The organism is Streptomyces sp. NPDC002790 (genome assembly GCF_040295505.1).
In the GTDB taxonomy this organism is placed as follows: domain Bacteria; phylum Actinomycetota; class Actinomycetes; order Streptomycetales; family Streptomycetaceae; genus Streptomyces.
This window is the reverse complement of sequence record NZ_JBEOVM010000022.1, coordinates 42,229-62,080: the sequence shown is the minus strand read 5'-3', so window position 1 is coordinate 62,080 and position 19,852 is coordinate 42,229. Positions and strand designations below refer to the sequence as shown.

General features: G+C 71.2%; 17 protein-coding genes. 3 read left to right on the top strand and 14 right to left on the bottom strand.

What is annotated here, in order from left to right; genetic code table 11:
• Positions 1 to 17: 17 nt before the first annotated feature.
• From ABT004_RS13705 to ABT004_RS13650, 12 genes are all read right to left on the bottom strand, one after another.
• Entirely contained in the window at positions 18 to 587 is a 570-nt protein-coding gene (locus tag ABT004_RS13705) for a GNAT family N-acetyltransferase (RefSeq protein WP_351335420.1), read from the bottom strand.
• The gene (locus ABT004_RS13700) at positions 565 to 2,811 is read right to left on the bottom strand and encodes an MMPL family transporter (RefSeq protein ID WP_351335417.1); all 2,247 of its coding nucleotides are present in this window, start codon (positions 2,809 to 2,811) and stop codon (positions 565 to 567) included. The genes ABT004_RS13705 and ABT004_RS13700 overlap by 23 nt, the downstream gene beginning before the upstream one ends.
• A 139-nt stretch (positions 2,812 to 2,950) precedes the next feature.
• A complete protein-coding gene (locus ABT004_RS13695) occupies positions 2,951 to 4,180 on the bottom strand; it encodes an arsenic transporter (RefSeq protein WP_351335414.1) in 1,230 nt (409 codons plus the stop codon).
• A 115-nt stretch (positions 4,181 to 4,295) separates the two neighbouring features.
• Entirely contained in the window at positions 4,296 to 5,816 is a 1,521-nt protein-coding gene (gatB, locus tag ABT004_RS13690) for an Asp-tRNA(Asn)/Glu-tRNA(Gln) amidotransferase subunit GatB (RefSeq protein ID WP_351335411.1), read from the bottom strand.
• A gap of 19 nt (positions 5,817 to 5,835) precedes the next feature.
• Positions 5,836 to 6,069, bottom strand: a complete 234-nt coding sequence (locus ABT004_RS13685) for a hypothetical protein (protein ID WP_351335462.1) — start codon at positions 6,067 to 6,069, stop codon at positions 5,836 to 5,838.
• Positions 6,070 to 6,074: 5 nt separating this feature from the next.
• On the bottom strand, positions 6,075 to 7,580 hold the full coding sequence (gatA, locus tag ABT004_RS13680; protein ID WP_351335409.1) for an Asp-tRNA(Asn)/Glu-tRNA(Gln) amidotransferase subunit GatA: 1,506 nt from the start codon (positions 7,578 to 7,580) through the stop codon (positions 6,075 to 6,077).
• Between the two features lie 6 nt (positions 7,581 to 7,586).
• A complete protein-coding gene (gene gatC / locus ABT004_RS13675; protein ID WP_351335407.1) occupies positions 7,587 to 7,883 on the bottom strand; it encodes an Asp-tRNA(Asn)/Glu-tRNA(Gln) amidotransferase subunit GatC in 297 nt (98 codons plus the stop codon).
• A 328-nt stretch (positions 7,884 to 8,211) separates the two neighbouring features.
• The gene (locus ABT004_RS13670) at positions 8,212 to 10,914 is read right to left on the bottom strand and encodes a putative bifunctional diguanylate cyclase/phosphodiesterase (protein WP_351335405.1); all 2,703 of its coding nucleotides are present in this window, start codon (positions 10,912 to 10,914) and stop codon (positions 8,212 to 8,214) included.
• 228 nt (positions 10,915 to 11,142) lie between these two features.
• Positions 11,143 to 13,374 (bottom strand): NAD-dependent DNA ligase LigA, encoded by a 2,232-nt coding sequence (gene ligA / locus ABT004_RS13665; RefSeq protein ID WP_451188181.1) that lies wholly within the window; start codon positions 13,372 to 13,374, stop codon positions 11,143 to 11,145.
• Positions 13,375 to 13,376: 2 nt separating this feature from the next.
• Positions 13,377 to 14,405 (bottom strand): methionine synthase, encoded by a 1,029-nt coding sequence (locus ABT004_RS13660; protein ID WP_351335403.1) that lies wholly within the window; start codon positions 14,403 to 14,405, stop codon positions 13,377 to 13,379.
• Between the two features lie 127 nt (positions 14,406 to 14,532).
• A complete protein-coding gene (locus ABT004_RS13655; RefSeq protein ID WP_351335400.1) occupies positions 14,533 to 15,222 on the bottom strand; it encodes an SDR family oxidoreductase in 690 nt (229 codons plus the stop codon).
• 16 nt (positions 15,223 to 15,238) lie between these two features.
• Positions 15,239 to 15,784 (bottom strand): LOG family protein, encoded by a 546-nt coding sequence (locus ABT004_RS13650; RefSeq protein ID WP_351335397.1) that lies wholly within the window; start codon positions 15,782 to 15,784, stop codon positions 15,239 to 15,241.
• Positions 15,785 to 15,848: 64 nt separating this feature from the next.
• On the opposite strand from ABT004_RS13650, the gene ABT004_RS13645 reads away from it, so the two are divergent.
• Entirely contained in the window at positions 15,849 to 16,178 is a 330-nt protein-coding gene (locus ABT004_RS13645; RefSeq protein WP_351335394.1) for a DUF427 domain-containing protein, read from the top strand.
• Between the two features lie 60 nt (positions 16,179 to 16,238).
• On the top strand, positions 16,239 to 16,679 hold the full coding sequence (locus ABT004_RS13640) for a hypothetical protein (RefSeq protein WP_351335392.1): 441 nt from the start codon (positions 16,239 to 16,241) through the stop codon (positions 16,677 to 16,679).
• Between the two features lie 9 nt (positions 16,680 to 16,688).
• On the opposite strand, the gene mnmA is transcribed toward ABT004_RS13640, so the two are convergent.
• Entirely contained in the window at positions 16,689 to 17,840 is a 1,152-nt protein-coding gene (gene mnmA / locus ABT004_RS13635; RefSeq protein ID WP_351335390.1) for a tRNA 2-thiouridine(34) synthase MnmA, read from the bottom strand.
• 84 nt (positions 17,841 to 17,924) lie between these two features.
• Between mnmA and ABT004_RS13630 the strand changes: the two genes are divergently transcribed.
• Positions 17,925 to 18,620: an N-acetylmuramoyl-L-alanine amidase gene (locus ABT004_RS13630; protein WP_351335388.1), complete on the top strand. Its 696-nt coding sequence runs from the start codon at positions 17,925 to 17,927 to the stop codon at positions 18,618 to 18,620.
• A 22-nt stretch (positions 18,621 to 18,642) separates the two neighbouring features.
• On the opposite strand, the gene ABT004_RS13625 is transcribed toward ABT004_RS13630, so the two are convergent.
• A complete protein-coding gene (locus tag ABT004_RS13625) occupies positions 18,643 to 19,812 on the bottom strand; it encodes a cysteine desulfurase family protein (RefSeq protein ID WP_351335385.1) in 1,170 nt (389 codons plus the stop codon).
• Between the last annotated feature and the right edge of the window lie 40 nt (positions 19,813 to 19,852).

Here is a 19,852-nt window from a genome sequence, read left to right as displayed (position 1 = left end):
GGAGTCTGAGAGGCGTCTTAATGTTTTCTGTGCGCCTCGCGTGCGCTGCGCCACTCGGGCGCGAGCACGGACCAGATCTCCTCGTCATGGCGTACTCCGTCGTACAGGAACGCCTCGCGGAGCACCCCGTCGCGGCGCATTCCGAGCCTGCGGGCGACGCCGATGCTGGGCGCGTTGCCGGCGGCGGCGATCCACTCGACACGGTGAATGCCACGCTCCTCGACGGCCCAGTCGATAAGCACGCCGGCCGCGCGCGTGATGAGGCCGCGCCCGGTGGCGGCGGGCTCCAGCCAGCAGCCCACCTCGCAGGTGCCCGCTGCCGCGTCGAAGACCCGGAAGAGCACGCCGCCGACGAGCTTTCCGTCCAGCCAGATGCCGTGCAGGCTGCCGCTGTCGGCTGCGCGCTTGTCGGCGTACCGCTGGATCAGCGCCCGGGCGCCCTCGGCGTCCCGGGCGTCCTGGCCGAACGGGATGAACTGCCCTATGAACTCCCGGCCCCGGTCCAGGTGGGCCAGGAACTCCTCGGCGTGCCAGGGCTCCAGGGGCCGCAGTTCGGCACGGGTGTCATCCAGCGGGATGGCGTACATCGGGCTCCTTCGCCGAGAGGTCGTGCAACGGATCTCGCTTCACCGGGATCCTCGCACCCGCGGCGGCGCGGCACTCGGGGGGCTCGATGCTCAGCCGCGGCAGGCGTCGCTCCAGCCATGTGGGCAGCCACCAGTTGGCGCCGCCGAGCATGTGCATCAGGGCGGGCACGAGGAGCGTACGGAGGATGAACGCGTCGACGGCGACGGCCACGGCGAGCGCGATGCCGAACATGGCGATCACCCGGTCCCCGCTGAGCACGAACGCCAGGAACACCGAAATCATGATCACGGCGGCCGAGTTGATCACGCGGCTGGTCTCGGCGAGCCCGACCCGGACCGCCCGCCGGTTGTCGCCGGTCTCCAGCCACTCCTCGTACATCCGGCTCACGAGGAACACCTGGTAGTCCATGGAGAGCCCGAAGAGAACCGACACCATGATCACGGGGAGGAAGGGCTCGATCGGCCCGGCCGCCCCGAGCCCGAGCAGCTCGCTCCCCCAGCCCCACTGGAAGATCGCGACGACGACCCCGAAGGCGGCTGCCACGGCGGCGACGTTCATCGCGGCGGCCTTGAGCGGGATCCCGATGGACCGGAAGGCGAGCAGGAGCAGCAGGCACCCGAGGCCGATCACGACCCCGACGAACAGGGGCAGCTTGTCGACGATGACCTCCGCGAAGTCGTCGTAGCTCGCGGTGACGCCGCCGACCTGCACATCGAGGGTGCTGCCCTGTTCGGCGGCGGGCACGACGTCGGCGCGCAGCCGGTCGACGAGCTCGCTGGTCCGCTCGGACTGCGGCGAGGAGGTCGGTACGACGGTGACGTGGGCGGCACTGTCGTCGGCGTTATACGTAACACGTGAGACGGAGGCGACCCCGTCGGTGGCCCGCAGCTCGCTCGTCAGCTCCGCGAGCGCGGCCTTGTCCTTGGCGCCGTCGACCTGGGTGACGAGGGTCAGCGGCCCGTTCACACCGGGCCCGAACCCGTCGGCAAGGAGGTCGTACGCCTGCCGGGTGGTGCTGCTCGCCGGACTGTTGCCCTGGTCGGACGTGCCCAGGTGGAGGAAGAAGGTGGGCAGCGAGAGCACCGCGATCGCCGCGACGGCGAGCGTGCCGAGCAGCTTCGGGCGGCGCTCCACGAAGGCGGCCCAGCGGGCGGCGAACCCGGTGGGCAGCACGGGTTCCGGCCCGTGCTCGGCGAGCCGCCGCCGCTCGCGCCGCGACAGGGCGCGCATCCCGATGTACGAGAGCAGCCCGGGCAGCAGCGTCACGGACGCGGCGACGGTGAGCAGCACGGTCCCGGAGGCGGCGATGGCGACGCCGTTGAGGAAGCTCAGGCCCAGCATCAGCATGCCGAGCAGGGCGATGCACACGGTGGCCCCGGCGAACACGACGGCCCGCCCGGTCGTGGCGACGGCCCGCTCGGCGGCCACGGCCACCGGGAGACCCCGCTTCAACGCTCTCCTGTGCCGGGTCACGATGAACAGCGCGTAGTCGATGCCGACGCCGAGCCCGACGAGCATGCCGAGCATCGGCGCGAAGTCCGCGACCGTCATGGCGTGGCCGAGCAGCACGATTCCCGCGTACGCGGTGCCGACGCTCACCAGCGCGGTGGCGATGGGCAGCGCGGCCGCGGCGAGCGAGCCGAAGGCGAGGAAGAGCACGACGGCCGCGACGACGACGCCGATGACCTCGGACGTGTGGGCCGAGGTCGACTCGGTGAGCGCGACGGCGCTGCCGCCGAGCTCCACCTGAAGCCCGTCCGGCCCGTCGTCCTCGGCGGCCCGCGCGGTGTCGACGACGGCCTGCGCCTGGCCCTTCGGGATGTCGTCGGCCTGCTTCTCGAAGGTGACCGCGGCGTACGCGGTGTGCCCGTCGGCGCTGGTCTGTCCCGTGCCGCCGGCTTCGTACGGTGATCCGACGGAGGCGACGCCGGGGAGCCCGGCGAGCTCGCCCAGGGTGTTGCTCATCGTCTTCTCGACGTCGGCGGCGCGCACGGTGGAGCCCTCTATGTGCCAGACGACGGTGTCGCTGTCGCCGCCGAGCCCGGAGAAGTTCTCGTTCAGGAGCTGTGTGGCGCGCCCCGACTCCGTACCGGGCGCCTCGTAGTCGTTCGAGTACGCGGAACCGGCGACGGCAGCGGCGGCGCTCGTGCCCAGGAGGGCGGTCAACCACAGAAGTACGACCACGAGCCGGTGCCTGACGCACCAGCGGGCAAGTGCGGCCACGGACGTGCCCCCTGAGTCATTTGTTGGTCTTTGGCAGGGAACATCCGCTTGGTGCGTAAACCGCCCGCAAAGAACACATGAGCAAGAGCGAGACACTCTTACAGGCAGAAGTGATCCTTTGTCGCTTTCGTGTCCTTACTCACAAGGTGAGCACGGCCCACAGAGCGACGGTCGAAGCCGCGAGCGTCGCGGGGACCGTGAGCAGGCCGAGGCGGGTGAACGTGCCCAACTCGGGCTCCGTTCCGTGGTCGTGCACGATGCGCCGCCACAGGAGGGTCGCCAGCGAGCCGACATACGTGAGGTTGGGGCCGAGGTTGACTCCGATCAGAGCGGCGAGCACCGGCCCGGGACCCATCGGAGTGACGACCGGGAGCAGGGCGAGGATCGCCGGCAGGTTGTTGATGACGTTGGAGAGGAGTGCCGCGGCCCCGGCGATCGCGAGGAGCGTGGACAGGGACGAACCGTCGGGGAGGAAGCGGGCGATGGCGTCCCCGAGCCCGTTGTCGACCACGGCCTTGACCACGACGCCGAGCGCAAGGACGAAGAGGCAGAACGGCAGGTTGGCCGCCTTGAGCAGTTCCACCGGGGTGCTGTGGCGGCGGGCGAGGGCTCGGGCGCCGAGCACGGCCGCCCCCGCGAAGGCGGCCCACAGCGGTTCGACGCCCGCGAGGGACGTGACGACGAATCCGGCGAGCGTGAGCGCGAGCACCGTGAGGGTGAACACCGGGACGCCGGGCGGCTCTTCGGGATCCGGGTCGTGCGCGGGCGCGGCCAGGTCCTTGGCGAAGTAGCGGCGGAACACCGCGTATTCGATGCCGACCGCCACCAGCCACGGGAGCGCCATCAGCCCGGCGAAGTGCGTGAACGTGAGCCCGCTCGCCGCGAAGGCCAGCAGGTTCGTGAGGTTCGATACGGGGAGGAGCAGCGAGGCCGAGTTGGCGAGGTGGGCGCTCGCGTAGACGTGCGGGGCAGGTCGTGCGCCGATCCGGGCCGCCGTCGCGAAGACGACCGGGGTGAGCAGGACGACGGTGGCGTCGAGGCTCAGTACGGCGGTGATCCCGGCGGCCACCGCGAAGACGCCGCCGAGCATCCGCTTCGGACTGCCGTGACAGGCGCGGGCGACCAGGTCGCCTGCCGCTCGGAACAGGCCTTCGTCGGCGCACAGTTGGGCCAGGAGGAGGATCCCCGCGAGGAACCCGACGACCGGGAGCAGCTCTTGGGTCTCGGCCCAGGCGTGGGCGGGCGTCACCTTTCCCGTGGCGATGGCCACTACCGCCGCGGGTACGGCAACAACGGCCTCCGGCCATTTACGGGGCCGTAGGACGGCGAAGACGAGCGTGACGAGCAGGAGGGCGAGGGCGGTGATCATTTCAAGCCCCGCCTTTCGGACGAGAGCCAGCGGGGTCCGGGGCAGCGCCCCGCGACGTCGGACACGGAAAGGCGGCGGCCCACCGGTGACCCGGTGCACCGCCGCCCAGGCGCTGTCAGCCTTCGCTGACGCCCAGTTGCTCCAGGATCAGTTCCTTGACGCGGGCCGCGTCGGCCTGGCCCCGGGTCGCCTTCATGACCGCACCGACGAGCGCACCGACGGCCGCAACCTTGCCGCCCCGGATCTTGTCGGCGATCGCCGCATTGCCCGCGATCGCCTCCTCCACGGCAGTGGTGAGCGCACCGTCGTCCGAGACGACCTTCAGGCCGCGCTTCTCGACGACCTCGTCCGGCGTGCCCTCGCCCTTGAGGACGCCGTCGATGACCTGGCGGGCCAGCTTGTCGTTGAGGTCACCCGCGGCGACCAGCTCGGACACGCGGGCCACCTGCTCCGGCGTGATCGGCAGCGCGGCGAGCTCGACGCCCTGGTCGTTCGCGGAGCGGGCCAGCTCGCCCATCCACCACTTACGGGCGGACGCCGAATCCGCGCCGGCCGCGATCGTGGCGACGATCGGCCCGATCGCGCCGGCGTTGCGGATCGACTGCATGTCGTGGGCGCTGACGGCCCACTCCTCGATCAGCCGGTTGCGCTGCGCCAGCGGCATCTCGGGCAGCTCGGCGCGCAGCGCCTCGACCCACTCGCGGGACGGGGCGATGGGCACCAGGTCGGGCTCCGGGAAGTACCGGTAGTCCTCGGCGTTGTCCTTGATGCGGCCCGACGTGGTGGAGCCGTCCTCCTCGTGGAAGTGACGGGTCTCCTGCACGATCGATCCGCCGGAGGTCAGCACCGCGGCGTGCCGCTGGATCTCGTACCGCGCGGCACGCTCGACGGAACGCAGCGAGTTCACGTTCTTCGTCTCGGAACGCGTACCGAACTCCTCGCGCCCGTGCGGGCGCAAGGAGAGGTTCACGTCGCAGCGCATCTGGCCCTTGTCCATCCGGGCCTCGGACACGTCGAGCGCCTTGATGACCTCGCGGAGCTCGGCAACGTACGCCTTGGCGACCTCGGGGGCCCGCTCGCCCGCGCCCTCGATGGGCTTGGTGACGATCTCGATGAGCGGGATGCCCGCGCGGTTGTAGTCGAGCAGCGAGTGCGAGGCGCCCTGGATACGACCCGTGGCACCGCCGACGTGCGTCGACTTGCCGGTGTCCTCCTCCATGTGGGCGCGCTCGATCTCCACGCGGAAGACCTCGCCGTCCTCCAGCTGGACGTCCAGATAGCCGTTGAAGGCGATCGGCTCGTCGTACTGAGAGGTCTGGAAGTTCTTCGGCATGTCCGGATAGAAGTAGTTCTTCCGGGCGAAACGGCACCACTCGGCGATCGAGCAGTTGAGCGCGAGGCCGATCTTGATGGCCGACTCGATGCCGATCTCGTTCACGACCGGCAGCGCGCCGGGCAGGCCGAGGCAGGTCGGGCAGGTCTGGCTGTTGGCGTCCTGCTTGAGCTCGGTGGAGCAGCCGCAGAACATCTTCGTCTTCGTACCGAGCTCGACATGGACCTCAAGGCCCATGACCGGGTCGAACGACGCGAGCGCGTCCTCGTACCCCATCAGCTCGGACGTGGTCGTGGCAGTCACGATTTCTGAAACTTCCCTCTCAGCCCAGCAGGACGTCGTCGTCGCCCAGGCGCTTGAGCTCCCGGTAGAGGATCGCCAGGCCGGTGGCGATGGCGGCAGCGGACACGGCGGCGTCGACCAGCCGCAGGGTGTCGTTGTCGTTGCGGGCCATCTTCGCCTGCTTCGCGACGCTGATCGCACCGAAGGCGGTGCTGGCCAACGAGATGTAGACGCCGGACTTGGACTTCTTGAAGTTCTTGGCCTTCTTTGCCATGGCACTCACAGCGACGGAGCCTCCTCTAGCAACGGGTGCCCCCACTTTTCCACGAAAGCCGCCTCGACGGCGGACCCCACCTTGTACAGGCGCTCGTCCTTCATCGCGGGGGCGATGATCTGCAGGCCGACCGGCAACCCGTCCTCGGGGGCGAGGCCGCAGGGCAGCGACATCGCCGAGTTCCCCGCCAGGTTGGTCGGAATCGTGCACAGGTCCGCGAGGTACATCGCCATCGGGTCGTCGGCGCGCTCGCCGATCGGGAAGGCGGTGGTCGGCGTGGTCGGCGAGACGATCACGTCGACCTGCTCGAACGCGGCCTCGAACTCCTGGGTGATCAGCGTGCGCACCTTCTGGGCGCTGCCGTAGTACGCGTCGTAGTAGCCGCTCGACAGGGCGTACGTGCCCAGGATGATGCGGCGCTTGACCTCGTCGCCGAAGCCGGCCTCGCGGGTCAGCGCGGTGACGTCCTCGGCGGAGTGCGAACCGTCGTCGCCGACGCGCAGGCCGTAGCGCATGGCGTCGAACCGGGCGAGGTTCGAGGAGCACTCGGACGGCGCGATCAGGTAGTACGCGGACAGGGCCAGGTCGAACGACGGGCAGTCCAGCTCGACGACCTCGGCGCCCAGCGACTTCAGCAGCTCGACGGACTCGTCGAAGCGCTGCACGACGCCGGCCTGGTAGCCCTCGCCGCGGAACTGCTTGACGACGCCCACGCGCATGCCCTGCACGCTGCCGTTCCTCGCGGCCTCGACGACCGCCGGGACCGGGGCGTCGATGGACGTGGAGTCCAGCGGGTCGTGGCCCGCGATGGCCTCGTGCAGGAGCGCCGCGTCCAGGACCGTACGGGCGCAGGGCCCGCCCTGGTCCAGGGAGGACGAGAACGCGACCATGCCGTACCGGGAGACGCCGCCGTAGGTCGGCTTGACGCCGACGGTGCCGGTGACGGCGGCGGGCTGGCGGATCGAGCCGCCGGTGTCCGTGCCGATGGCGAGCGGGGCCTCGTACGCGGCGAGGGAGGCGGAGGAACCGCCGCCGGAGCCGCCGGGGATCCGGGTGAGGTCCCACGGGTTGCCGGTCGGGCCGTACGCGCTGTTCTCCGTCGACGACCCCATGGCGAACTCGTCCATGTTGGTCTTGCCGAGGATGACGACGTCGGCGGCCTTCAACTTCTTGACCAGCGTCGCGTCGTACGGCGGGATCCACCCTTCGAGGATCTTCGAGCCGACGGTGGTCGGGATCCCCTCCGTGGTGAAGATGTCCTTCAGCGCGAGCGGGACGCCGGCCAGCGGGCCGAGCTTCTCGCCGTTCTTGACCTTCGCGTCGACGGCGGCGGCCTGCTTCAGGGCGCCCTCACGGTCGACGTGCAGGAAGGCGTGCACCTTCTCGTCGACGGCACCGATGCGGGCCAGGTGGGCCTCGGTGACCTCGACGGCGGTGAGCTCGCCGGAAGCGATCTTCGCCGCGATCTCCGCGGCGGTCAGCTTGATGATGTTGACGTTGATGTCCGTCATGACTGTTTAGTCCTCCCCCAGGATCTGCGGCACCTTGAAACGCTGCTGCTCCTGGGCCGGGGCGCCGGAGAGCGCCTGCTCGGGGGTGAGCGACGGACGGACCTCGTCCTGGCGCATGACGTTCGTCAGCGGCAGCGGGTGCGAAGTCGGCGGTACGTCTTGGTCGGCGACCTCGCTGACGCGGGCGACCGCGCCGATGATGTCGTCGAGCTGGCCTGCGAAGTGGTCGAGCTCTTCGGGCTTCAGCTCCAGACGCGCCAGCCGGGCGAGGTGGGCGACCTCCTCGCGCGTGATGCCAGGCATGCGGATCCTCACGGGGTGCGTGTTCTCGGTTTGGGCCCAATCCTATGGGTCGCGGAGCCGTGGTCGGTAAACGGTTTACCGGGGGGCGGGTGGTACGGGGTTCGTGTGGCCTCGGGTGTCGAGGTGGGGCTGCGCGCCTGTGCGGGTCCACCGTGGCTGGGGTTGCGCAGTTCCCCGCGCCCCTTAAAAACGGTGGTGCCGGCCACGGGTGGGCATCTTGGGGGCGCGGGGAACTGCGCAACCCCAGCCACGGGTGGCCCGCACCGCCGACGGCGTGAACCCCGCCCGCCCGGGGCGCACCCTGCACCGCCGACGGCGCACCGCACCGTCAGGCGAGAGGGCCGCCCCGGTCGTCCGACTGGGCCGCGGGGAGGGCCGCCGGTGGGCGCCAGCCGCGGTCGCCGCGGGCGCGGAGCCAGGCCGTCGTCTCGTCGGGCGGCATCGCGGCGGCGACCAGCCAGCCCTGCACCGCGTCGCAGCCCAGGTCCCGCAGCCGCTCCCACGTCTCGTCGTCCTCGACGCCCTCGGCGACGACCAGCAGGCCGAGCGAGTGCGCCAGGTCGACGGTGCAGCGGACGATCTCCGCGTCCTCGGTGTCCACCGCGAGCCGGGCCACGAAGGACCGGTCGATCTTCAGCTCGCTGACCGGGAGCCGCCGCAGGTGCACGAGGGACGAGTACCCGGTGCCGAAGTCGTCGAGCGACATCTTCACGCCGTGCCCGGTGAGCCCCGCCAGGGTGTCGGCCGCCCGCTGCGGGTCCTCCAGGAGTACGTGCTCCGTGATCTCCAGCTGCAAGGATCCGGCCGGGACCCCGTGCCGAGCGAGCCGCGCGGCGACCGCTCCCGCGAAGCCGGGCGTGTGCACGTCACGCGGCGACACATTCACCGCGACCGGCACGTACAACCCCTGCGCACGCCAGCGCGCGACCTGTCCGAGCGCCGTCTCCAGGACGTACTCGGTCAGATGCGGCATGAGCCCGGACGACTCGGCGATGGCGATGAACTCGTCCGGCGGCACCTTTCCGCGCTCCGGGTGCACCCACCGTACGAGCGCCTCCAGGCCCGCGACGTGCCCGTCGAACCGGACCTTCGGCTGGTAGTGCAGCTCCACCTCGCCCGCGTCGAGCGCGCGCCGCAGGTCGCCCAACAGGCCGAGCCGGTCGGGCGTGTTGGAGTCCCGCTTCGACTCGTAGACCTCGACGCCCGTGCGGTCCCGCTTGGCCTGGTACATCGCGACGTCGGCCCGGCGCAGCAGCCCCTCCGCGTCCAGCGCGTGGTCGGGGAAGACGGCGAGTCCCGCGCTCGCCTCCAGTACGAGCGTCAGCCCGTCCAGGTCGAGGGGCGAGCCGAGGGTCGCCACGAGGTTGCGGGCCACCCGCGTCGCGGACGTCGTGGAGTCGGCGACGGGCAGCAGCACCGCGAACTCGTCGCCGCCGAGCCGCGCGACCTCCGCACCGCGCGGCAGCGCCCCTCTCAGCCGATCCGCGATCTGCAACAGGAGCCGGTCACCGGCGAGATGGCCGAGCGTGTCGTTCACCGAGCGGAACCGGTCGAGGTCGATCAGCATCAGCGCGCTGCGCACCCCGATCCGCTCGGCGTCGTCGAGCGCGGTCCAGGTGCGCTCGAGCAGCCACTGCCGGTTCGGCAGCCCGGTGAGATGGTCACGCAGCTGCTCCTCGGCGCGGGCCCGCGCGATCCACAGCGTGGAGTCGAGCGCGATCAACGGGATCGCGAACAGCGGCAGCAGCACCGGCAGGGCGACGGCGACGACGCAGATCAACGGCGCGATCCCGAGCAGCGCGACGGCGATCAGACCGTGCCGCACGAGCGCGGTACGGGCGACGGTCGGCATCCCCGAGTTCGGCGGCGCATGCACGTACCAGAGCAGGGTGCGGGTGATCAGCAGATACGCGAGGGCCGCGAGGACCACCTCGGGCACAGTGGAGAAGCTCCAGCTCTCCGGCCTCCACGGCGTCTCGACGGACGGTGCGCGGCCGAACGCGGCGAGGACGAGGGCGCCCGCGCCGATGCCGAGGATGTCGATCGCCCCGTGCAACAGGCCCTGGCGCCAGCAGTGTCTGCGGGCGATGCCGACGAGGACGACGACGGTGAGGCTGACCATGCCCGCGGGCACCCAGCCGTACAGGAGCAGCACGGCGAGGGTGAGGGCGGCGCCGGATCCGGCGCCGCCCCACCAGCGGTCGCGGCCGAGCGCGACGAGGTGGCCGACGATGACCCCGGTCAGGATCGCCAGACACCAGCCGACCGTGCCGGACGGGAAGAGCGCGTGCCCCTGCCGGATCGACCAGGTGAACCCGCCGCCGAGCACCACGGCGGCGAGCGCCACCACCATGCCGGGCAGCAGCGGTAGGAGTGCGGCCCGCGAGGTCTCCCCCTGGCCCGCGAGCTGATTGCGCGCGGGGGTCGCCGCCCCGACCCAGCCTCCCGCGGGGACGGTCCCGGGCATCGGGCCCGGGGCCCGCCCGGGCAGGCCCCGGCCGTCGCGCGTACGGTCACCGGTCGAGGCGTTGGCGCCGCCCTGTGGCCGCGCGCCGGACGTGCGGTCGTTGGGCTCCCCGCCACCTGTCGCCGGGCTGCCGGATATGCGCACGTCGGGCGCGCCTCCGGCGTTCCGGATGCGGGCCGGCAGGCTGCGCAGGGGCTGCTCGTCGGTGCCTCCGGGTCGCATTGGAGCGGGCGCCTGCGGGCCGGGCGCGGTGTGGGCGTCGCTCGAACTGCCGCTGCCCGCGGGGCGATCCTCCGCCCCGCGCTTCAACAGCCCTTTGCGGTCGGCCGCTTCGGGCCCGGGGACGTCAGGGGCCGAGGCCCCGCCCATCCCGTCGATACCGAATCCCGCCGCACGCCACCATGTGCGCCAGTTCACCAGACCACCGCGCTCGCTCTCCCCGTGACCGCTCGCACTGCCGTCGGTCCCGTCGCCGCCGCCGTCGGGGCGCGGCGGCGTACCGCGCCGCGCACGTCGACGTGGGCGCAGGCGTGAGTCCGGGGCGGCGCTCTCGGTCGGTTCCATTCCCGTCCCTCTCACTGCCGGCGGTGCCTGCGTCCGCTGCCCGCTCTCCTCGCTCCAGTGAGCGAGGATTCGCCCCATCCGCAGCAGGACTCGGCAGGCGCACACCTCAACAGTAGGCCGCAGAAGGCTTCCACGGGCACTAGACGGACGCGCCCGGGCACGGTTGCCCGAATAGGCCCTGGCTTTCCCGCTGCGTCTGGTATGCGCCGATCGAGTGACCTGCGACCGCTACTCGGCGGCCTCCTGCTCCGCGGGAAGGGCCACGTCGGCGGCGGCCTCAGGCCCTTGTTCCAGGAGGACGACGAAGCCTTCCTCGTCCAGCACCGGAACCTTGACCTGCATGGCCTTGTCGTACTTGGAACCGGGGTTGTCCCCCACGACCACGAAGGACGTCTTCTTGGAAACGGAACCCGTGACCTTGGCACCTCTGGTCTGCAGGGCCTCTTTCGCGCCATCCCGCGTGAAGTCCTGCAGCGTCCCGGTGACCACCACGGTGAGCCCTTCGAGAGGCCGCGGCCCCTCGTCCTCACCGGCCCCCTCCTCCTCCATCCGCACACCGGCCTCACGCCACTTCCGCAGAATCTCCCGATGCCAGTCCTCGGCGAACCACTGCTTCACGGAGGTGGCGATGATCCCGCCCACGCCGTCCGTGGCGGCGAGCTCCTCCTCGGTGGCCTGGTCGATGCGGTCGATGGAGCGGAACTCGCGCGCGAGCGCCTCTGCGGCGACCGGGCCCACGTGACGGATCGACAGGCCGTTGATGACCCGGGCCAGCGGGCGGCTCTTCGCCGCCTCGATGTGCTCCAGCATCGAGACCGCGTTCTTGCGCGGCTCTCCCGCCTTCGTGGCGAAGATGTCCGCGATCTTCTCCTCGCCCGTCTTCGGATCGCGCTTGGGCAGTCCGCTGTCCTGGTCGAGGACGTACGCCTTGATGGGCAGGAGCTGGTCCATCGTGAGACCGAACAGGTCGCCCTCGTCCGTGAGCGGCGGCTGCGCGGGCTCGAGCGGTCCGGTGAGCGCGGCGGCGGCGACGTATCCGAAGTTCTCGATGTCCAGGCTCTGCCGGCCGCCCAGGTAGAAGAGGCGCTCGCGCAATTGGGCAGGGCACGTGCGGGCGTTGGGGCACCGGAGGTCGATGTCGCCCTCCTTCATGGCCCGCAGCGGGGTGCCGCACTCGGGGCACTCGGCGGGCATCACGAACTCGTACTCGCTGCCGTCCCGCAGGTCGGCGACCGGGCCGAGGATCTCGGGGATGACGTCACCGGCCTTGCGGATGACGACGGTGTCCCCGATGAACACGCCCTTCTTCTTGACGATCTCCTGGTTGTGCAGTGTCGCGAACTCGACCTCGGAGCCCGCCACGGTGACCGGCTCCACCTGCGCGTACGGCGTCACGCGGCCCGTGCGGCCCACGCCCACGCGGATGTTGATCAGTTTGGTGTTGACCTCTTCGGGCGGGAACTTCCAGGCGATGGCCCAGCGCGGGGCGCGCGCCGTGGAGCCGAGGCGGCCCTGCAGGCGGATCTCGTCGAGCTTGATGACCGCGCCGTCGATCTCGTGATCCACGGAGTGGCGGTTCTCCCCGTAGTACGCGATGAACTTCCGTACGCCTTCGAGGTCTTCGACCACCTTGCTGTACTTGGTGGTCGGCAGGCCCCATTCGCGCAGCAGGTCGTAGGCGCCCGAGAGGCGGTCGATGTCGAAGCCCTCGCGGGCGCCGATGCCGTGCACCACCATGTGCAGCGGGCGCGTGGCCGTGACGCGCGGGTCCTTCTGGCGCAGCGAACCCGCCGCCGCGTTACGGGGGTTGGCGAAGGGCTTGTCGCCGGCCTCGACGAGCCTGGCGTTCAGCTCCTCGAACTTGTCCATGGGGAAGAAGACCTCGCCGCGGATCTCGACGAGCGGCGGGATGTTGTCGCCCTTCAGGCGGTTCGGGATCTCCGTGATCGTGCGGACGTTGGACGTGATGTCCTCGCCAACGCGGCCGTCCCCGCGGGTGGCCGCGCGCGTGAGCCGCCCGTCCTCGTACGTCAGGTTCACTGCGAGGCCGTCGATCTTCAGCTCGCACAGGAAGTGGTAGCCGGGCGCGCCCACGTCCTTGGCGACGCGGTCGGCCCAGGCCGCCAACTCCTCGTCGTCGAAGGCGTTGTCGAGCGAGAGCATGCGCTCGCGGTGCTCTACGGACGTGAATTCCGTCTCGTACTGGCCCGCGACCTTCTGGGTCGGCGAGTCCGGCGTGCGCAGTTCGGTGTACTTCTCCTCCAGCGCCTCCAGGGAGCGCAGAAGCTTGTCGAACTCGGCGTCGGAGACGACCGGGGCATCGTTCACGTAGTACCGGAAGCGGTGCTCCTCGATCTGCTCCGCCAGCTGGGCGTGCTCGTCCCTCGCCTTGGCGGGCACCGTGCCCTCGCTCTGCAGTTCGTCAGCCACCGTCTCGTCCTCCCGTTCGCCTACGTCCACGGTCACTCAGGGTTGTCCGCGAGTGATCTCGCCGCCCGGACGCAGTGCGCGAGTGCCGCGCGGGCGTATGCGGGCGACGCACCCGCGAGTCCGCACGACGGCGTGAGCACCACCGAGTCCGCGAGAGAACCCGGATTCAGCCCCAGCCTGCGCCACAGCGTCCTGACACCCATGACGCTACCGGCAGGGTCTGACAATGGGCCGTCCACGCCCGGCACGACACCGGCGACGAGTCGCAGGCCGGCCTCGACGGACTCGCCGATCACCTCGTCGTCACGCTCGGTGAGCAGCGAGAAGTCGAAGGAGACCGCGTCCACGCCGGCCCGGCGCAGGAGGGCGAACGGCACGTCGGGGGCGCAGGAGTGCACGAGGCGCGCCCCGTCCCCGAGCACGGCGAAGACGTCCCGCAGCGTGCTCTCGACGAGCTGGCGGTCGACGGCGCGGTGCGTGCGGTACTCGCTGGCGGTCCTGACCTGGCCGCGCAGCACGGAGATGAGGGAGGGCTCGTCGAGCTGCAGCGCCAACCGGGCGCCGGGCACCCGGCGGCGGACCTCGGCGAGGTGCTCCCGCAGCCCCTCGGCCAGGGACGCGGCGAGGTCGCGGCACGCGCCGAGGTCGGAGAGCGCGGCCTGCCCGTTCCTCAACTCCAGTGCGGCGGCGAGGGTCCACGGCCCGACCGCCTGAACCTTCAGCGGCCCCTCGTACCCCTGCGTGAATTCCTCGAGCGCGTCGAGGTCCTCGCCGAGCCAGGACCTCGCGCGCTTGGTGTCCCGGCCCGGCCGGTCGCCGATCCGCCAGCCGCTCGGCTCCACGCGTGCGTAGAGGTCGACCAGCATCCCGGCCGTACGGCCGATCATGTCGGCGCCCGGTCCGCGCGCGGGCAGCTCGGCGAGGAACGGCATCCCCTGCTCCGGGCCCTCGAAACTGCCGGTCACGGTCTTGGCGGCCTCACGGGCATCGCCACCGGGCATCGAACCGACGCCCGTGGCCGGCCCCCACTTGAAGTCGCTCTGTTCACTGACGTTTTCCACGCGATGACGATCCCGGTCGCTCTGGCCGACATGCTTGTCGGCTGGGGGTCCGGGGGTCGCCCCCCGGGAGAATGCAGCGCTCACCCCGGAAGGGTACGTAACGACCGTGGCCGGCAGTGCGGCGACGTCAGCGGCCGGGGCGCACCGTCAGGTCGTTGACCTCGGCGTCACGCGGCAGGTCGATCGCCATGAGGATCGTCGTGGCGATCGACTCGGGGTCGATCCAGCGCTCCGGGTCGTACTCCTTGCCCTCCTGCTGGTGCACCTTGGCCTGCATGGCGCTCGCGGTGCGGCCCGGGTAGACGGAGGTGACGCGCACGCCGTTGCCGTGCTCCTCCTCGCGCAGCGCGTCCGCGAGGCCCTTCAGGCCGTGCTTGGAGGCGCCGTACGCGGACCAGCCCGCGTGGGCGTTGAGGCCGGAGCCCGAGTTCACGAAGACCACGTGGCCCTGGGCGACGCGGAGTTGGGGCAGGAAGTGGCGGGTCAGCTCGGCCGGGGCGACGAGATTGACGTTGAGCTGGTTGCGCCACGACTTCGGGGTGAGCTCCCCGACCTTGCCCAGGTCGACGACGCCGGCGATGTGCAGCAGCGAGTCGACCCGGTCGGGCAGCGTCTGGTGCGAGAAGGCCCAGGACAGCTTGTCCGGGTCCGCGAGGTCGCCGACGAGCGTGCTCGCGCCGGGGAACTCGGCGGCGAGCTCCTTGGCGCGGCCCGCGTCGCGCGCGTGGAGGTAGATTTCGTCGCCGCGCTCGTGGAGTCGGCGGGCGACGGCGGCGCCGATTCCGGAACCGGCGCCGGTGATCACATGTGTAGCCATGCCCGCCATGCTCGCACTACTCGACGCCCTGCGACTCCTCCAGGTAGGCCATCGCCCCGACCGGCTCCTCGGCGAAGAACACGAGGTCAGTGAGGGGGATCGGGAGGAAACCCTCGTCCTCCATGCGCCGGAACTGCTCCTTCAGGCCGTCGTAGAAGCCCGCGGAGTTGAGCAGCACGATCGGCTTGTCGGTCCTGCCGTGCTTCTTCAGCTCGAGGATCTCGGTGGCCTCGTCGAGCGTGCCGGTGCCACCCACCATGACCACGACGGCGTCGGACTTCTCCAGGAGCAGCGCCTTGCGCTCCGCGAGGTCCCCCGCGATCACCATCTGGTCGGGCTCGGCGACGACGCGCGCCTTCGCCGCGAGGAAGTCCACGGACACGCCGGTGAGCCGCCCGCCGGCCTGCGCCACTCCGTCGGCGACGACCTTCATGAGCCCGCTCTCCGAACCGCCCCACACCAGCGTGTGCCCGCCCTTGCCGAGCAGCTCGGCGAATTCACGGGCAGGTCGCGTGTAGCGCTCGTCGAGGTCGGCGGCGGAGAGGAAGACGCAGATGTTCATGCCATCTACCGTACGGTCCGGTGCCGCCGGGAAGAACTCGCCCACTGTGAGCGCTGACACACGTATGACTCAAGGACACACGATCACCGTCGAGCAGGGCTCGCAGCGCGTGCGGGTCGTCCACGAAGGGCAGGTGCTCGCCGAGAGCGCACGCCCGCTCGTCCTGAAGGAGACCGGCTGTCCGGTGCGGTACTACCTGCCGCCACAGGACGTACGGACCGATCTGCTTACGCCCTCGAACACGACTACGCACTGCCCCTTCAAGGGCGACGCCTCCTACTGGTCGCTGCCCGACGCGCGGGACCTGGTCTGGGCGTATCCGGAGCCAAAGGCCGAGGTGGCCGCCATCAAGGACCACCTGTGCTTCTACGAGACGCAGGTCGACGCCGCGTAGCCACGCGCGCGTGGTCGAATGAGGAGGAGGTACACGGCGTAAGGCGGAGGGTGAGGCGACATGACTCACGGAGACGGGCAGCAGGACGTTCCGGCGGGAGGGTTCGGCGGTCCCCCGCCGCCGTTCGCGCCCGCACCGCCGCCGCACCCGCCCGCGGCCCCGCCGCCGCCCGCCCATCCGCCGCAGTTCGCGCCCACGCCACCCGCTCCCCCGGCGGGGCCCGCCGGGCCGGATTTCGTGGCTGCCGACCAGCACAACGGCGTGGTCGTGGACGTGGACGGGCTGCACTTCGAGCAGGGGCCGCACGCCATCGACCTGCCGTGGACGCACGTACAGACGGCGAACTTCCAGCCGATGCCGTCCGGGGTGTTCGTCACGGCGGCGATGGTGGACGGCGCCGTCTACACGTGCGCGGTGCAGGCCCGGAAGAAGGCGCAGGCGTCCGAGTGGTGCGGTCAGCTGAGCGCCGTACTGCAGTACTACATGCAGGCCCGGGGCTGAAGCCCCGGCTCAGACCCCGGCAGTGACCCGCTCCGTAGTGGCGATCGTCGCCGAGCCCACCACGCGCGTGCCGTCGTACAGCACGATCGCCTGGCCGGGGGCGACGCCGCGGACGGCCTCCGTGAAGCGGACCTGGAGTTCGCCGCCCGACAGCTCCGCCGAGACCTCGGTCTCGCCGCCGTGGGCGCGGAGTTGGGCCGTGTACGTGCCGGGTCCTGTCGGGGCGGCGCCGCACCAGCGGGGCTTGAGGGCCGTGAGCGCGGTGACGTCGAGGGCCTCCACCGGGCCCACCGTCACCGTGTTGTCCACCGGGGAGATGTCCAGGACGTAGCGCGGCTTGCCGTCGGGGGCGGGCCTGCCGATGCGCAGGCCCTTGCGCTGGCCGATGGTGTAGCCGAAGGCGCCCTCGTGGGTGCCGAGCTTGTCGCCCGACTCGTCGACGATGTCGCCTTCCGCCTTGCCGAGCCGGTCCGCGAGGAAGCCCTGGGTGTCGCCGTCGGCGATGAAGCAGATGTCGTGGGAGTCGGGCTTCTTGGCGACCGCGAGGTCGCGGCGCTCCGCCTCGGCGCGGATCTCTTCCTTGGTCGTCTCCGTGTCGCCGAGCGGGAACATCGCGTGGGCGAGCTGGCGGTCGTCCAGGACTCCGAGCACGTACGACTGGTCCTTGGCCATGTCGGCGGCGCGGTGCAGCTCGCGGTCGCCGTTGTCGTTGACGATCACCTGCGCGTAGTGGCCCGTGCAGACCGCGTCGAAGCCGAGGGCGAGGGCCTTGTCGAGGAGCGCGGCGAACTTGATCTTCTCGTTGCAGCGCAGGCACGGGTTCGGCGTGCGGCCGGCCTCGTACTCCGCGATGAAGTCCTCCACCACGTCCTCACGGAAGCGGTCGGCGAGGTCCCAGACGTAGAACGGGATGCCGATGACGTCGGCCGCGCGGCGCGCGTCACGGGAGTCCTCGATGGTGCAGCAGCCGCGGGCTCCCGTTCGGAACGATTGGGGGTTCGCCGAGAGCGCGAGATGCACGCCTGTCACGTCGTGGCCCGCCTCTGCGGCGCGGGCCGCTGCGACGGCGGAATCCACGCCGCCGGACATGGCGGCGAGGACACGGAGGGGTCGGGCCGCCTGCTCGGGGCCCGCGGAGCGCTGCGGAGTCTGCGAAGTCATAGCACTAACAGGGTAAGGGCCCGCGGGAACCGAATCGCTCGGATATGCGTTGTGGATCTCGTACGGCACTGACGGGGGCGACTTATGGGGAAGCAGGGAGCCGGGTCCGGGAAGGGCCGCGGCGGGGACCGTGATCGTGGTGTCAGCCGGCGGACCTTGCTCATCGGCGGGGCCGCGTCGGCCGTGGGCGTCGGGCTGCTGGCGCGCGGCGATCTCGCCCGCATGTGGTGGCAGATGCCGGGCGTCGACAAGCCGCGCGAGGCCGGCGTGGTGGACTTCAAGGGCGCGGAGTGGGTGGCAGCGGCGTCGGCGAACTGGCGGCGTGCGGACCGCCCCTCCGACTACTCCGTCGACCGGGTCATCATTCACGTCACCCAGGGCAGCTACCAGGGCACGCTGAAGGTCTTCAAGGATCCGTGGCACGGGGCGGCAGCCCACTATGTCGTCCGGCAGGACGGGCACATCGCGCAGATGATCCGGGAGTTGGACGTCGCGTTCCACGCCGGGAACAAGGACTACAACGAGCGCAGTGTCGGCATCGAGCACGAGGGCTTCGTGGACCGGCCCGAGGACTTCACGGACGAGATGTACGAAGCATCCGCCCGGCTCACCGCCCGGATTTGCAGGCGCTACGACATACCGGTCGACCGGAAGCACATCATCGGGCACGTCGAGGTGCCGGGCACGGACCACACCGATCCGGGGCCGCACTGGGACTGGGACCGGTACATACCCCTGGTGAAGGCGGCGTACAAGCGGGCCGGGTCCGCCAAGGCGTAGCCCCTTCCGGACGCGACAGGCCCTACGTGAGTCCCGCCGACCTCGCCCGCTCCACCACGGGGCCGATCGCCTTCGCCACCGCTTCCACGTCGGCCTTCGTCGTGGTGTGGCCGAGGGAGAAGCGGAGCGTGCCGCGTGCCAGGTCCGGGTCCGTGCCGGTGGCGAGCAGGACGTGGCTGGGCTGGGCCACGCCCGCGGTGCAGGCCGAGCCCGTGGAGCACTCGATGCCCTGCGCGTCCAGGAGAAGCAGCAGCGAGTCGCCCTCGCAGCCGGGGAAGGTGAAGTGGGCGTTGGCGGGCAGTCGGCCGCCGGGCTCCGGGTCGCCGCCGAGGATCGCCTCGGGAGCGGCCGACCGGACCGCCGCGACCAGGGCGTCCCGGAGCGCGCCGATCTCGCGGGCGAACCACTCGCGCTGCTCGGTCGCGATCCGGCCTGCCGTGGCGAAGGCCGCGATCGCGGGGACGTCGAGGGTGCCGGAGCGGACGTGCCGCTCCTGCCCGCCGCCGTGCAGCACGGGGACGGGGGTGTACTCGCGGCCGAGGAGGAGGGCGCCGATGCCGTAGGGACCGCCGACCTTGTGGCCCGACACGGTCATCGCGGCGAGGCCGGAGGCGGCGAAGTCGACCGGGATCTGCCCGTAGGCCTGCACCGCGTCGGCGTGCAGCGGGATGTCGAACTCCCCTGCCACGTCGGCCAGTTCACGCACCGGCTGGATCGTGCCGATCTCGTTGTTGGCCCACATGACCGTGGCGAGCGCGAGGTCGTCGGGGTTGCGCGCGATCGCTTCCCGCAGCGCGTCCGGGTGCACCCGCCCGTACGCGTCGACCGGCAGGTACTCCACGGTCGCGCCCTCATGCTCGGCGAGCCAGTGCACCGCGTCGAGCACGGCATGGTGCTCGACGGGGCTGGCGAGGACGCGGGTGCGGGCCGGATCGGCCGCGCGGCGCGCCCAGTACAGGCCCTTGACGGCGAGGTTGTCGGCCTCGGTGCCGCCGGCGGTGAACACGACCTCGCTGGGCCGGGCGCCGAGCGACTCGGCGAGGGTCTCGCGGGACTCCTCGACGGTGCGGCGGGCGCGGCGCCCCGCGGCGTGCAGGGACGAGGCGTTGCCGGTGACGGCGAGCTGGGCGGTCATCACCTCGACCGCCTCCGGGAGCATCGGAGTGGTCGCGGCGTGGTCGAGGTATGCCATGGTGGGCTCGATTCTACGAGCCCCCGCACGGACCCCCGTA